Annotated in this window: 6 protein-coding genes; 4 read left to right on the plus strand and 2 right to left on the minus strand. The window is 67.5% G+C overall.

Annotation, left to right across the window (positions count from 1 at the left end):
* The first annotated feature begins 188 nt into the window (after positions 1-188).
* From Q0S71_RS19035 to recD, 4 genes are all read left to right on the plus strand, one after another.
* Entirely contained in the window at positions 189-3,392 is a 3,204-nt protein-coding gene (locus Q0S71_RS19035) for a CHASE domain-containing protein (protein ID WP_295999396.1), read from the plus strand.
* An 89-nt stretch (positions 3,393-3,481) separates the two neighbouring features.
* Entirely contained in the window at positions 3,482-6,925 is a 3,444-nt protein-coding gene (gene recC, locus Q0S71_RS19040) for an exodeoxyribonuclease V subunit gamma (protein WP_295999398.1), read from the plus strand.
* Positions 6,922-10,647 (plus strand): exodeoxyribonuclease V subunit beta, encoded by a 3,726-nt coding sequence (recB, locus tag Q0S71_RS19045; protein ID WP_295999401.1) that lies wholly within the window; start codon positions 6,922-6,924, stop codon positions 10,645-10,647. The genes recC and recB overlap by 4 nt, the downstream gene beginning before the upstream one ends.
* Positions 10,637-12,628, plus strand: a complete 1,992-nt coding sequence (gene recD, locus Q0S71_RS19050; RefSeq protein WP_295999403.1) for an exodeoxyribonuclease V subunit alpha — start codon at positions 10,637-10,639, stop codon at positions 12,626-12,628. The genes recB and recD overlap by 11 nt, the downstream gene beginning before the upstream one ends.
* Before the next feature lie 393 nt (positions 12,629-13,021).
* Here recD and Q0S71_RS19055 read toward each other — a convergent pair whose 3' ends face one another.
* The gene (locus Q0S71_RS19055; protein ID WP_295999405.1) at positions 13,022-13,885 is read right to left on the minus strand and encodes a serine hydrolase; all 864 of its coding nucleotides are present in this window, start codon (positions 13,883-13,885) and stop codon (positions 13,022-13,024) included.
* A 255-nt stretch (positions 13,886-14,140) separates the two neighbouring features.
* Positions 14,141-15,184, minus strand: a complete 1,044-nt coding sequence (locus Q0S71_RS19060) for a sulfate ABC transporter substrate-binding protein (RefSeq protein WP_295999408.1) — start codon at positions 15,182-15,184, stop codon at positions 14,141-14,143.
* Positions 15,185-15,545: the final 361 nt, after the last annotated feature.

The following is a 15,545-nucleotide window of genomic DNA, read 5'->3' on the forward strand; positions in this document are numbered from 1 at the left end:
CCACATTCTCTCCAATACTCTCACTGAAGCGCGGCGTTTTTTGCGCGGCGCGGTACGCCACATTTGTTAGCTAAAATTACTCGCGGATGGGAATTAATAGTATGCTTCTGTGATGCAAATTTTCTTCGATCCCTGTTGCGCCGGCGCCAGCGAACGGCCGCCCGCCACGACCTGAAAAGTATCGGACGATGCGCAATCTACGCCAGTGGAAACCCAATCTAAAAACCTCGCGGGCGCTGATCTGGAGCGTCGGCCTGGCGCTGGCGCTGGCGATCGGCGTGGCCGCCTTCGCGGCCGCCGGCAAGACCGTCGAGGATGACGCCCAGCAGCGCTTCGACAATCTGACCCGCGGCACCCAGTACGCCATCTCGGCCCGCGTCAAATCGTATTCGGAACTGGTGCGCGGCCTGGTGGCGCTGTTCCGCGCCAACGATCATGTGAGCCGGGTGCAGTTCCACGATTACGTCGACACCCTCAACGTGGTCCAGCATTTTCCCGCCATCGACGCGGTGACCTACGCGCAGTCGGTGAGCGACGCCGAGCGCGACGCCTTCGTCGCCGCCATGCGGCGCGACCGCAGCATGAAGCCGGACGGCTATCCGGCCTTCGACATCGAGCCGCCCGGCCGCCGCGTCGACTATGCCGTGCTGACCTATCTGGAGCCGATGGAGCAGCACCTCGAACGGTTCGGCATCGACCTGACGGCCAGCCCCGAGGTCGACCGCGCCATGGACCTGTCGCGCGATACCGGCCAGGTCAGCGCCTCCGGCCAACCGATCATGATACAGATGCCGACGCCGCACATCGGCCTGGGCATGCGCCTGCCCGTGTACCGGCGCGACGCCGTGCCGACCGACGTCGCCAGCCGCCGCGCTGCCTATCTCGGCTCGGTCGGCATCGCCTTCAGCGTATCCAAGCTGGTGCAGGGCGCGCTCGACGAGATGGCCGAGCGTCGCGTCCACCTGCTGCTGTACGCCGACAACAGCAACGACGTCGAACAGCGCCGCCTGACCATCGTCAAAAGCGACAGCCTGCTGTTCAACGACGACGGTTCGATGGTGGCCACGCCGATTCCGGCGGGCGAGCAGGGCGAGTATTTCGAGGCGGTGCTGCCCATCGATTTCAACGGCAGCTTGTGGAAGGCCGATTTCCGCGTCCGCAAAACCGAGCTGCTGACCGCCTTCGACCGCTACTTCCCGTGGCTGGCGCTGTTGACCGGCTGCGCCGGCACGCTGCTGATCTACGGTTATATCTTTGTGCTGGTGGCCTCGCGCCGCCACGCCGACGAACAGCGGCTGCTGCTCGACACGGTGCTCAATAATATCGACGCGCGGGTTTACATGAAGGGCCAGAACCGGCGCTTCCTGTATGCGAACGCGCAGATGGCCGAGTCGATCGGGCTGCCGCGCGCGCAGGTGGTGGGCAAGTTCGACCGCGAGCTGATGTCGGCCCGCGCCGCCGACGCCGCGTGGGCCGAGGACAAGCTGCTGTTCGCCGACGGCATCAAGCGCGCCAGCGAAAGCCAGTACGTCGACGGCGACGGCGTGGCGCGCCACCTGTGGACCGTCAAGGTGCCGGTGGTGATCGACGGCGCCGTCACGGCGGTGATCGCGCTGGCCACCGACGTCTCCGAACTGCAGCGCCTCAAGCAGCAGGCCGACGCCGCCAACCAGGCCAAGACCGACTTCCTGTCGAACATGAGCCACGAAATCCGCACCCCGATGAACAGCATCATCGGCATGGCGCACCTGGCGCTGAAGACGGTGACGAGCCCCAAGCAGCGCGACTATCTGCAAAAGATATACCACTCGGGCCAGCACCTGCTGGGCATCATCAACGACATCCTCGACTTTTCCAAGATCGAGGCCGGCAAGATGGACCTCGAGGTGCTCGACTTCACGCTCGACACGCTGCTGGCCAACATCGCCAGCCAGCTGGGCGAGGACGCCGCCCTCAAAAGCCTGGAGCTGGTGTTCGAGATCTGGCCCGGCCTGCCGCTCCAGTTGCGCGGCGACCCGCTGCGGCTGGAGCAGGTGCTGCTCAACTTCACCGGCAACGCCATCAAGTTTTCCGAGAACGGCAAGGTCCACGTCCGCGTGCGGCCGCTGGAGGACCGCGACGCCAGCGTGCTGGTACGCTTCGAGGTGCAGGACCGCGGCATCGGCATGAGCGCGGTCGAAGTGGCCAACCTGTTCCAGTCCTTCCAGCAGGCCGACACCTCGACCACGCGCAAGTATGGCGGCACCGGCCTCGGTCTGGTCATCAGCAAGCAGCTGGCCGAGTTGATGGGCGGCGGCGTCGGCGTCGACAGCCGGCTCGGCGAAGGCAGCACCTTCTGGTTCACGGCGCGCCTGAACAAGGGCGCGCAGCCGGCGCAGGACGACGACGCCTTGCAGCCGAATGTACTGAACAGCATACGCGGCGCCGCCATCCTGCTGGTCGAGGACAATATCTTCAGCCAGCAGGTCGGCCAGGAATTGCTGGAGGACGCCGGCGCCACCGTCTGCGTCGCCAACAACGGCAAGGAGGCCATGGACCTGCTGCTGCGCAGCCGTTTCGACTGCGTGCTGATGGACGTGCAGATGCCGGTGATGGACGGTTTCGAGACCACGCGCCTGATCCGCGCCGATCCGGCGCTGGCCGCCATGCTGGTGATCGCGATGACGGCCAACGCCGGCCGCGACGACCAGCAGCGCTGCATCGACGCCGGCATGGACGAATTCGTGACCAAGCCGATCGCGCCCAAGCAGCTGTTCACCGTGCTGGCGAAATGGCTGAACCAGCGCGCCGGCGCCGGCGCCGCCTGGGCCAACCGCGTGCTGGCGGCCGGGCAGGCGGCGTCCGCGTCGCCAACGCCGACCTCGCCGACCTCGCCACCATCGCCGCCAATGCCACCAATGCCACCAATGCCATCAATGCCACCATCGCCATCATCGCCGACAACGCCGACAACGCCGGCGCCGGCCGTCGCGGCGCCGCCCGAGGCGGAACAGGACGCGGCATCGGCTGCGGCGCCGGCGCTGGACGCCATCGACCACGACGCCGAAATGTTCGACATCGCGGCCCTCGGCCGCACCTTCAGCAACCGCCAGGACAAGATGCGCAAGTACGCGCGGATGTTCCTCGACTCGGCGCGCGATGGCTTGCTCGAAATCGACGGCGCGCTGGCCCAGGCCGACGCCGTGCGCCTGTCCGAACTGGGGCACCGCATCAAATCGTCGGCGCGGGCGGTCGGCGCGATGCGCTTCGGGGAACTGTGCCTAGAGCTGGAACGGGGCCGCGCCGATATCGACATGAGCCACTCGCGCGAAGTGGTGGAGCGGATGCACGCCATGCTGGAGCAACTGGCCGACTTGATGGCGCAGGAATCGTACGCCGACGTCCCCGGCTGACGCCATCGCGGCGATAATAGCGCTTTCTGTTTTCGACGCGCCGGCCCGCCATGGGTCCACGGCGGCGTCGGCCCACCCAACGGACCTCCATGTCATCAACTGTCACGCCCGGCCTGCTCATTTTGCACGGCAACCAGATGGAGCAGCTGCGCGCGGCCGTGTTCCAATGGCTGCGCAACCATCCACTGGGGCCGCTGGAGCCGGACATCTTCCTGGTGCAGTCGAACGGCGTGGCCGAATGGCTGAAAATCGCGCTGGCCGAGGAAATGCGCGTCTGCGCCGCCACCCGCGTCGCGCTGCCAGCGCGCTTTTTGTGGGAGACCTATCGTGGCATGCTGGGACGCGAGCGGGTGCCGGTGGTGTCGGCCTTCGACAAGGCGCCGCTGACGTGGCGCTTGATGCGCTTGTTGCCCACGCTGCTGGCCGATCCCGTGTTCGCGCCGCTGCGCCACTTCCTGGCCGACGGCGAGGCCGAGCGCCGGCTGCAACTGGCCGAGCGCCTGGCCGACCTGTTCGACCAGTACCAGGTCTACCGCGCCGACTGGCTGGCCGATTGGGCCGCCGGCCGCGACCAGCTGCGCGGCGCGCGCGGCGAGGCCGTGCCGCTGCCGCAAGACCAGCGCTGGCAGGGACAGTTGTGGCGCGCCGTGATCGCCGACGTGCCGGAGCAGTACCGCGAGCTGGGACGCGCCACCGTCCACACCGAATTCGTCGCCGCCATCGAAGCGGGCGCGCCGCCGGCCGGCCGGCTGCCGCGCCGCATCGTGCTGTTCGGCGTGTCGGCGCTGCCGTATCAAAGCCTGCAGGCGCTGGCCGCGCTGGCGCGCCACACGCAGGTGCTGCTGGCGGTGCCCAATCCCTGCCAGTTTTATTGGGGCGACATCATCGAAGGGCGCGACCTGCTGCGCTCCGCGCATAAACGCCAGCAGCTGCGCAAGGGCCAGGACCTGGGCCAGATTCCGCTGGAAGAACTGCACGCGCACAGCCACCCGCTGCTGGCGAGCTGGGGACGGCAGGGCCGCGATTTCATCCGCATGCTCGACGAATTCGACGAGGCGGCCGCCGCCAACCGCAGCGAGGACGCGGCCGCCACGCTGCGCATCGACTTGTTCAGCGAAGGCGAGGGCGACACTTTATTGAGCCAGGTGCAGGCCGCGGTGCGCGACTTGCTGCCGTTGAGCGAACACGCCGGCATCGCGCCGCCGCGCGCGGACCAGTCGCTGGAGTTCCACGTCACCCACAGCGTGCAGCGCGAAGTCGAAGTGCTGCACGACCGCCTGCTGACGATGTTCGCGGCCGGTGATGGCGGCGACGGCGGCGACGAAAGCGGCGCGCCGCTGCGCCCGCGCGACGTGGTGGTGATGGTGCCCGACATCGACACTTTTTCGGCCGCCATCCACGCCGTCTTCGCGCAGCACAAGCGCAGCGACCCGCGTTATATCCCGTTCGAGATCGCCGACGTCAAGGACCGCAGCGTCAACCCGTTGCTGGTGGCGCTGGAATGGCTGTTACGTCTGCCGCAGCAGCGCTGCCGCCAGAGCGAGGTGCGCGACCTGCTCGACGTGCCGGCGCTGGCGGCGCGCTTCGGCCTCGACGAGGAGGACTTGCCGACGCTGGGCCTGTGGATAGAAGGCGCCGGCGTGCGCTGGGGCCTGGACCAGTCGCACCGAGGCGGCCTGGGGCTGGCGTCGGCCGGCGAACAGAACGCCTGGATCTTCGGCGTGCGGCGCATGCTGCTCGGTTACGCCAGCGGCGCCGGCGCCAGCTACGCCGGCATCGAGCCGTATGCGGAAGTGGGCGGCCTCGATGCGGCGCTGGCCGGCTCGCTGGCGCAGCTGGTCGAAGCGCTGCTGCACTGGCGCGCCGTGCTGGCGGCGCCGCACACGCCGGCCGCGTGGGGCGCGCTGGCGCGCGCGCTGCTGGCGCAATTCTTCAAGGCCGGCGAGGAGGGCGACCGCCTCACGCTGGCGCAGCTGGAGGAGGCGCTGACCAAATGGCTGGCCACCTGCGACGGCGCCGACTTCGACGAGGCGGTGCCGCTGGCCGTGCTGCGCGAAGCGTGGCTGGGCGCCCTCGACGAGCCGACCCTGAACCACCAGTTCGTGTCCGGCGGCGTGACCTTCTGCACGCTGATGCCGATGCGCGCCGTGCCGTTCCGCGTGGTCTGCCTGCTCGGCATGAACGACGGCGACTTCCCGCGCCGCGCGCCGAAAGCCGATTTCGATCTGTTGGCGCAGCCGGGCATGGCCCGTCCCGGCGACCGCTCGCGGCGCGACGACGACCGCTACCTGATGCTCGAAGCGCTGCTGGCCGCGCGCGACAAGCTGTATATCAGCTGGGTCGGCCGCAATGTGCGCGACAACTCGGAGCAGCCGCCGTCGGTGCTGGTGTCGCAGCTGCGCGATTATCTGAAGACCGGCTGGCACATGACGGACGACGATCTGCGCGCGCGCACCACCGAACACGCCTTGCAGCCGTTCAGCCGGCGCTATTTCGAGGCCGGCGGCCTGCTGACCTATGCGCGCGAATGGCGCGCCGCCCACGCCGTCGACGCCGACGAGACGACGCTGGCCGAGACGCTGGCGCCGTTCGACATCGACGACAAATTCCGCCTCAAGCTGGTGGCGCTGACGCAGTTCCTGCGCCAGCCGGTGCGCCATTTCTTCCGCCAGCGCCTCGGCGTCCACTTCGGCGAGAACGCGCTGGTCGGCGAGGACGAGGAACCGTTCTCGCTCAACGCGCTGGAACGCTATCTGCTGGAAGACGTGATGCTCGACGACGGCGGCGCGCCGGAGGCGATGCACGAAGTGCGCGCCAACCTGGGCGCGCGCGCCGAACGCCTGGGCCGCGAAGGCCTGCTGCCGATAGGCTTGATCGGCCAGCAGTGGCAGCAGCAGCTGGTCGAGGCGCTGGTGCCGGTGCGCAGCGCGTGGCTCAATCTGTGTTCGCACTATCCGCTGCCGGCGCCCAAGCTGGCGGTCGATCTGCAATTCGGCGGCGTGCCGCTGGAAGACTGGATCGACCAGCTGCGCAGCAACGGCGACGAGACGGTGTGGCTGGCGCAGATGTCGTCCAAGGTCACCGATAAACAGCAGCAGCCGCGCGGCGACAAACTGATCGCGATGTGGTTGCGCCAGCTGGCCATCGGCGCCATGGGCGTGAACGCCACCGGCATCCTGGTGGCGCGCGACGCCATCGTCGCCATGCAGCCGCTGGCGCAGGCCGACGCGCTGGCGGCGCTGGAAACGCTGGTGACGATCTGGCGCGACGGCATGGGCCGGCCGCTGCCGGTGGCCTGCAAGACCGCGCTGGCGCTGGCGCAGGCGGGCGACCCGCGCGCGGTCTACGACGGCGGCTTCGACCTCGCCGGCGAAAGCGCCGACCTTTGCCTGGCGCGCCTGTGGCCCGACTTCGCCGCGCTGTCGGCCGAGGAGGAATGGGCCGACTGCTCGCTGGCGCTGTACGAGCCGCTGGCGATCTGGCTCAGGGACTACATCACGATCACGCCGATCAGCGGCGAGGACGCATCATGAAACTGGAAGCACTGACATTCCCCCTGCACGGCTCGCGCCTGATCGAGGCCAGCGCCGGCACCGGCAAAACCTGGACCATCGCCGCGCTCTACGTGCGGCTGGTGCTGGGCCACGGCGGCGCCGACGGCTTTGTGCGGCCGCTGCTGCCGGCCGATATCCTGGTGATGACGTTCACGCGCGCGGCCACGCGCGAGCTGTCGAACCGCGTGCGCGAACGGCTGGTCGAAGCGGCCGCCTATTTTCGCGGCCAGCTTGAAAAGCCGGACCCGTATCTCGACGCGCTGCTCGACTCCTATCCCTCGCACGCCGAGCGGCAGCGGGCCGCGCACCGCTTGATCCTCGCGGCCGAGACGATGGACGAAGCGGCCATCTTCACCATCGACGCCTGGTGCCAGCGCATGCTGCGCGAGCACGCGTTCGACAGCGGCAGCCTGTTCGACGAGGAACTGGTCAGCGACGAACACGCGCTGTTCGAGGACGCGGCCCACGACTACTGGCGCCAGCAAGTCTATCCGCTCAAGGAGCAGGCCTTGACGCCGCTGCTGGAATGCTGGGCCGATGTCGGCGCGCTGAAACAATCGGTGCGCGAACTGGCCAGGCGCAGCGACGCCGCCGGCGAAATCCGTGGCGCCGGCGCCGCGATGGTGGAAGGCGAGTCGCTCGCCGCGCTGATCGCGCGCGTGCAGCTGGCGCAGCGCGCGCAGTTGGACGGCTTGAAGGCCGGCTGGATCGAGCGCGCCAACCGCATGGAACAGTGGATCGCCCGGCACCGCGAGGCGGCGCCGAAGTGCTTCAACGGGAACAAGCTGCGCGCCGCGTCGCTGGTCAGCTGGTTCGACGGCCTGCGCGCGTGGGCCGCCGACGATTTCCTGGTGCTGCCGAAAATCTCCGACACGGCCTGGCACCGTTTGACGCCGGACGGCATGACGGACGCTTTTTCCAAGGGCTTCAGCGCCGTGGTGCCGGACGATTTCGAGATGACGACGACGCTGGCCGACGGCTTGAAGGACATCGCATCGCTCAATCACGCGCTGTATCTGCACGCGGCGGCGTCGGTCGCGCAGCGCATGGCGGAGCTCAAGCGCCGCAGCCGCCAGTTCGGTTTCGCCGACATGCTCGAACGCTTGAACGGCGCGCTGCAAGGCGAGAACGCCGAGGCGCTGCGCAAGCGCATCACCGACCAGTATCCGATTGCGATGGTCGATGAATTCCAGGACACGGCGCCGAACCAGTACCAGATTTTCGACCTGCTGTACCGCGTCGCCGACAACGATGGCCAACGGGGCCTGTTCCTGATTGGCGATCCGAAGCAGTCGATCTACGGTTTTCGCGGCGCCGACATCCACAGCTATCTGGCGGCGCGCGCGGCCACCGAGGGCCGGCACTACCAGCTCGGCACCAATTACCGCTCGACGGCGGCGCTGGTGGACGCGGTCAACCGCCTGTTCCTGCGCGCCGAGGGCGATGGCACGCACAGCGGCTTCGCCTCCGGCGCGTTCCGCTTTCGCGGGCGCGATGGCAGCAATCCGCTGCCGTTCGACGCGGTCGACGCCATGGGCCGCAAGGAAAAGCTGGTCGGCGTGGACGGCGACCTGCGGGCGCTGACGGTGGCGCTCAGCGCGCAGGACGACATGAAGGCCGACGGCTATCGCGACTTCTTCGCCCACCACTGCGCCGAGCATATCGTCACGCTGCTCAACGATCCCGAGGCCGGTTTCCGGCACGGCGACAAATTCGTGCGCTTGCAGCCGGCCGATATCGCGGTGCTGGTGCGCGACCGCAAGGAGGCGGCGGCAATCCGGCGCGCGCTGCAACGGCGCAAGGTCGCCAGCGTCTATTTGTCGGACAAGGATTCGGTGGTCGACAGCGAGGAGGCGGCCGACGTGCTGCGCTGGCTGTCGGCGCTGGCCAATCCGCTCGACGGCGCCCTGGCGCGGGCGGCGTTCGCGACGCGCACGGCCGGCCTGACGCTGGCCGATCTGGCGCGGCTGTCGTCGGACGAACTGGCGTGGGAGGGCCGCGTCGAGCAGCTCAAGGCGCTGCATATCGTGTGGCAGCGCCAGGGCGTGCTGGCGATGCTGCGGCGCTTCATCCACGAGCTGCAACTGCCGGCGGCGCTGTTGCGGCAGGCCGGCGGCGAGCGGCGCCTGACCAATCTGCTGCACCTGGCCGAGCTGCTGCAATCGGCCAGCCGCCAGCTCGATGGCGAGCAGGCGCTGATACGCTGGCTGGCGGAGCAGATCGAGAGCCGCAGCGACGGCGGCGACGAGCGCGTGCTGCGCCTGGAAAGCGACGCGGAGCTGGTCAAGGTGGTGACGGTGCATAAATCGAAGGGGCTGGAATATCCGCTGGTGTACCTGCCGTTCGCGGTCACGGCGCGCAAGGTGGAGCGGCGCAACCGCAGCTTCTTTGAATACACCGACGGCGATGGCGTGCGCCACATCGACCTGGCCCTGTCCGACGCGGCGCTGGCGGCCGTCGAACGGGCCCGCATCGAGGAGGATTTGCGCTTGCTGTACGTGGCGCTGACGCGCGCGCGCCACTTCCTGTGGCTGGGCGTGGCCGCGCTGGCGGCGCGCAAGGCCGGCGAGAATACGCTGCACGATTCGGCGCTCGGCTATCTGCTGACCGGCGGCGCGGCGCTGGCGTCGGAGCTGCTGGCCGAGCGCTGGCAGCGGGTGCGCGGCGATTGCGCGGCCATGGACGTGCGCGCGCTGGAAGCGGCGCAGCCGCTCGCGCCAGGCGCCCCGCAAAAAATCACGCTGCTGAATCGCGTCGAACAGCGTCCGCCGCTGGTCGACGCCGGCGTGTACGGCGGGCGTTTCGAGCGCGATTGGGCGGTCGGCAGCTTTACCTCGCTGGCGCGGCGGGTCGGGCCGGCGGCGGCCAGCCATGTGCCGCGCGACGCCTTGCAGGAAAAGCTGATGGAGAACGAAGACGCGCCGCCGCCGGCGACCGGCGGCGCGCGCACCGACGACGCGCCGTGGCACCGCTTCCCGCGCGGTTCCGTGCCCGGCAATTTCCTGCACGAGCAGCTGGAGTGGATGGGGCAGGAGGGTTTCGCCAGCGTGGACGAGGCCCATTTCGACGAGCGGCTGGTCAAGCGCATCGCCCGCGCCGGCTGGACCAACCGTCAGGACGACGCCATCGCCTGGCTGCGCGCCATCGCCGTCACGCCTTTGCCGGCGCTGGGCGTGGCGCTGCGCGACATCGCGTCGGCGCTGCCGGAGATGGAGTTCTGGTTCCCCAGCGAGCGCCTGAGCAGCGGCGCGCTCGACCGCCTGTGCTGCGTCCATCTGCTCGACGGCATCGCCCGGCCGGCGCTGCCGGAGCGCCAGTTGCATGGCATGTTGAAGGGCTTCGCCGATCTGGTGTTCGAGCACGAGGGCCGGTTCTGGGTGCTGGATTACAAATCGAACGCGCTCGGCGCCGGCGACGCGGCCTATCACCGGCAGGCGCTGGCCGGCGGCATGGCCGAGCATCGCTACGATATCCAGGGCGCGATTTACATGCTGGCCCTGCACCGGCTGCTGCAAAGCCGGCTCGGCGACGCCTATGATCCGGCGGCGCAGCTGGGCGGGGCGATATTCTTCTTCTTGCGCGGCATCGGCAATGCGCACACGCGCGGTTGCTACGTGCTGGAGCCGGACCTGGCCCTGCTCGATGGCCTGGACACTTTACTCGACGAGGCGACGCAGCTTGAGCACCACCATGATGAATGATCCATCCTCCCCCAACGCGGCGTTGCTGGCGCAGCTCGACCTGCTGACGGACGCCGGCAAGCTGCGGCGCCTGAGCGGCGCGTTCGCGCGCTTTATCGGCACGGTCGGCCAGGCCACGCCGCCGTTGCTGCTGGCCTGCGCGTTGCTGTCGGAGCTGGAGGGACGCGGCCACAGCTGCTTGATGCTCGACGAGCTGGCGATGGACCCCTGCGGCCTGATGGGCTGGAGCGAGGAGGAGTGGGCGGCCGTGCGGCAGGCGGCGGGCGGCGTGCCGGAGCGGGCCTCGGCATGGCGCGAGGCGCTGGCGGCGGCGCCGCAAGTGTGGCCGGTGGCCGAGCCCGACCAGCGCGAGCCGCTGGTGCTGGCCGGCGAGCGCCTGTATCTGCGGCGCTACTGGCGCGACGAGACGGCGGTGGCCGACACGGTGCGGGCCCGAGCGCTGGAACTGCGGTCGCCGGATCTGGCGGCGGTGCGGCACTGGCTCGATCTATTGTTCGACGAGATGCCGGCCGCGACCGCCGCCGCTGCTGCGGCCGACGTCGACGGCGCCGGGCCGGACTGGCAAAAGATCGCCTGCGCGGTGGCCGTGCACGGCAACCTGGCCATCATCACGGGCGGACCCGGCACCGGCAAGACTTACACGGTGGCGCGTCTGCTGGCGCTGTTGTTCGCGCTGGCGGGGCGCCAGCGCGACCAGCTGCGCGTGGCGCTGGCGGCGCCGACGGGCAAGGCGGCGGCGCGGCTGAAACAGTCGATCGACCACGCGCTCGACGGCCTGGCCGGCAAGGTCGGCGCGGCGCTGCCGCTGCGCGAGCTGGCCAAGCGCATGGGCTCGGCGCGCACCCTGCACAGCCTGCTCGGCGCGCGGCCCGACACGCGCGCCTTCCAGCACCATCGCGGCAATCCGCTCGACGTCGACGTGCTGATCGTGGACGAGGCCTCGATGGTGCACCTGGAAATGATGGCCTCGCTGATGGAGGCCCTGCCGCCGCACGCGATGTTGATCTTGCTCGGCGACAAAGACCAGCTGGCGTCGGTCGAGGCCGGCGCCGTGCTGGGCGACCTGTGCCACGAGGCCCAGGCCGGCGGCTACACGGCGGCCACGCTGGACTATGTGCGGGAAGCGGCCGGGCAGGATATTCCGCCGCAGTACCGGGGCGACGCCGGCGCGCTGGCGCAGCAGACGGTGATGTTGCGCCACAGCCGGCGTTTCAGCGGGCCGATAGGCGCGCTGGCGCTGGCCGTCAACGCCGGCGACGGCGAGGCGGTGCGGCAAGTGCTGCGCGGCGACAGCGGCGGCAAAGTCGCGTGGATCGAGCCGGCGCAGCAGGCCGACGTGTTGCAGCTGGCGTTGGCGGGCCGGGCAGGCGCCGGCGGCTACCGGCCGTATCTGACGCTGGTCAAGGATGGCGCGGCAACCATGGCGCACGAGGACTGGGTGCGGGCGGTGCTGGCCAGCTTCGAGTCGTTCCGCATCTTGTGCGCGGTGCGCGACGGCGAGTGGGGCGTGTCGGGATTGAATGCATCCATTGAACAATCGCTGGAAAAGGCGGGATTGCTGCCGCGCCGCGGCGAGTGGTACGTAGGACGGCCCGTAATGGTGACGCGCAACGATTATGGCACCCAGGTATTTAATGGCGACATCGGCCTGACCTTGCCGGACCCGGCGCGGCCCGGATATTTGCGCGTCTATTTTTCGGATGGTGAAAAAGTGCGTAGCGTGCTTGCGACCCGCTTGCGGCATGTGGAGACGGCGTTCGCGATGACGGTGCATAAATCGCAGGGCTCGGAATTCGGGCATACGGTGCTGGTGCTGCCCAGGGATGGCGCGGCCGTGATCGCCCGCGAGTTGATTTATACGGGTATCACGCGGGCCAGGGACATGTTTACGCTGGTGTCGCCGACGCCGCAGCTGCTGCTGGAAGCGGTGGCGTTGAGGACGCACAGGGCCTCGGGCTTGCGGGGTTTGATCGGGGCTTGAGCTGGGGTGAGCGGTGTTGATGGCGGGCGGGCTGGATGGATGCGGCCCGTTTTTTTGGCCTCATTTAAGCTAGTTATTGGTATGTATATACCAAAAATTGGTGTGAAATGTTGGCGGGATCGCGCGGAAAGCGAGTGTCCATGCGGGTTTGCGGCCGAGGAGGAGTTTGACGCGGCTTTTTGTTGACCCGGTGACGCCAAGGCGGCCGCGAACCTCATTTGGGGTCAGATCCTGCTTGAGGGCGGTGGCCGAGGTCCGCGCCAGCGCAGCACGGTCTGACCCTGGTGGTGCGGCCGCTTGAGTTTCCGGCTTTGTTTGCGCAGTCTATTCACGCCGCGCGGGCGTAAAAAAGCCGGGCGTGCGGCCCGGCTGTTTATCTGAATATTGAAGCGACTACATCGCGGCGCGGCGGTGGCGGCTGTGGTGGTGGTGATGCACGACGCTGCTGGCCGGCAATACTTCTGGCTCGTCGGAACCGGCGATGAAGCGACGGATGTTGAGCGCGTCCATGATGCGCGCCGAGCTGGCCTTGGCGTTGAGCAACACCAGCGTCGCGTTGTGGCCGGCCGATTTGATGCGCATGATGAGGCAGCGGCCCGCTTCTTCCGTGTAACCGGTCTTGGACATGCCGATGTCCCAACCCTTGGCGCCGACCAGGCGGTTGGTGTTGTGGTACTCGACTTTGCGTCCATTGATGCTAATGATGTCTTTGGTGTCGGTCGTGATGCGGCGGATATCGGCGTATTGGGACGCGGCCGTGGCCATCTTGACCAGGTCGGCGGCAGTCGACATATTGTGCGGCGACAGGCCGGTCGGCTCTTCGATGACGGTCTGGCTCATGCCCAACACCTTGATTTTGGCGTCGACGGCGCTGCGGAAGGCCGGCATGCCGCCCGGATAGGTACGCGCCAGCGAGGCGGCGGCGCGGTTGTCGGACGACATCAGCGCCAGTTGCAGCACGTCGCGGCGGGCGATGGTGGCGCCGACCGGCACGCGCGAGGTGCTGTGCTTGAGCATGTCGACGTCTTGCTTGTCGATGGCGATGGCTTCGTCCATGTTCGGCTTGGAGTCGAGCACGACCATTGCCGTCATCAACTTGGTCAGCGAGGCGATCGGGACTTGCACGTTGGAATTTTTTTCGAGCAGCACTTTGCCGGTGCCGTCTTCGACGACCAGCACGGACTGCGAACCAAGCGGCACGGCGAAAGCGGCCACGGTGAACGAGCTGAGCAATACGGCGACAATTTTCTTGAGCATGGAATGTTCTTGGGGTCGGGCGTCTATCGGGCGCCGGGAGGAGGCGCTGCGCATAACTACTCTAGCTATACAGCAATATTATCCTAAGGATAGACAATAACATTAAAGTAGTTTCGAGTCTACAGTGTGGCTATCATGCGGCCTGTCCGGTGGAAAAAAAGCCCTGAAGGGGGAGCTTCAGGGCTTTTCAAGCGGTGCGGCCTGCGGCGAGCGGCCGGCGGGCTGGCGCTGCTCTTGCTTAGGTGTATTTGGGTCTTATTTGCTCTGGTAAATCTTGTCGAACTCGCCGCCGTCGTCGAAGTGCTTCTTTTGCGCCTGTTTCCAGCCGCCGAAGACCTCGTCGACCGTGAACAGCGCGATCGGCTTGAAGTTGGCCGCGTATTTCTTGAACACGGCGTCCGAGCGCGGCCGCAGGTAGTGCTTGGCGATGATTTCCTGGCCGGCGTCCGAGTACAGGAAGTTCAGGTAGGCGGTCGCTTCCTTGCGGAGGTTGCGGCGGTCGACCACCTTGTCGACGACGGCCACCGGCGATTCGGCCAGGATGGAGGTGGCCGGGTAGACGACTTCGAAGTTGTCGCCGAATTCGGCGCGCACCAGTTCGACTTCGTTTTCAAACGTCACCAGCACGTCGCCGATCTGGCGCTGGGTGAAGGTGGTGGTGGCGGCGCGGCCGCCGGTGTCGAGCACGGGCACGTTCTTGAAGATCTTGCCGACCAGCTCGCGCGCCTGCGCCTCGCTGCCGCCTTTCTTGATGACCGAACCCCAGGCCGCCAGATAGGTGTAGCGGCCGTTGCCGGACGTTTTGGGATTCGGCACCACGACTTTGATGCCGGGCTTGGCCAGGTCGTCCCAGGTCTTGATTTGCTTGGGATTGCCCTTGCGCACCAGATACACCATGGTCGAGTAGAAAGGCGCGGCGTTGTTGGGGAATTTTTTGGCCCAGTCGGTGGCGATCAGGCCGCGGTCGGCGATGACGTCGATGTCGTTGGCCTGGTTCATCGTCACCACCGACGCTTCGAGGCCGTCGGCCACCGAGTGCGCCTGCTTGGACGAGCCGCCGTGCGACTGTTTGATGACCAGGGTTTCGCCGCTGCTTTTCTTCCACGCTTCGATGAAGGCGGGGTTGATATCTTTGAACAGCTCGCGCGTGACGTCGTAGGAGACGTTGAGCAGCGCGACCTCCGGCGCGGCCCAGGCGTTGCCGGTGGGCGCCAGCGCGAGGGCCGCCGTGGCAGCGACGGCGGCCACGGCGCCGCTCAGCAAGCGGCGGCGGCTAAATGCGGAATTTTCATGGTTCATGGTGTACTTTCGTAAAAAACAGATATCAATGGTGTAAAATTTCCCGCGAAAAAGATACGTTTTTTTCGTTATATGCTTAGAACCAAGCGTAAAAAGAACAATACAGCAGCGCACAGCGCCTGTATGCAAAAACGCTATATTGATGCTCGAAAACATGATTTGTCTATCGCCGCCGGTGGGACTACTGTGGCGCTAGTCGGCGGCGCTGGCCGCTGGCCCGGGAGCGCGCCGTTGCGGGCGCCGCCGGACCGGTTTCGGCGGCTTGGTGTATAGTCGGATTACGCATCGAGTAGCCGGGCCGACGCTGGCGCGGCAGGCTACACCTGCTATGGGAATATTTTGTGAGCGTACATGAGTCTTG

The organism is Rugamonas sp. (assembly GCF_025354735.1).
Lineage (GTDB): Bacteria > Pseudomonadota > Gammaproteobacteria > Burkholderiales > Burkholderiaceae_D > Rugamonas.

Coding starts and splice junctions, on each gene's coding strand:
- recD (WP_295999403.1), top strand. CDS start 10,637: ATGATGAATGATCCATCCTCCCCCAACGCGGCGTTGCTGGCGCAGCTC.
- Q0S71_RS19060 (WP_295999408.1), bottom strand. CDS start 15,184: ATGAACCATGAAAATTCCGCATTTAGCCGCCGCCGCTTGCTGAGCGGC.
- Q0S71_RS19055 (WP_295999405.1), bottom strand. CDS start 13,885: ATGCTCAAGAAAATTGTCGCCGTATTGCTCAGCTCGTTCACCGTGGCC.
- Q0S71_RS19035 (WP_295999396.1), top strand. CDS start 189: ATGCGCAATCTACGCCAGTGGAAACCCAATCTAAAAACCTCGCGGGCG.
- recC (WP_295999398.1), top strand. CDS start 3,482: ATGTCATCAACTGTCACGCCCGGCCTGCTCATTTTGCACGGCAACCAG.
- recB (WP_295999401.1), top strand. CDS start 6,922: ATGAAACTGGAAGCACTGACATTCCCCCTGCACGGCTCGCGCCTGATC.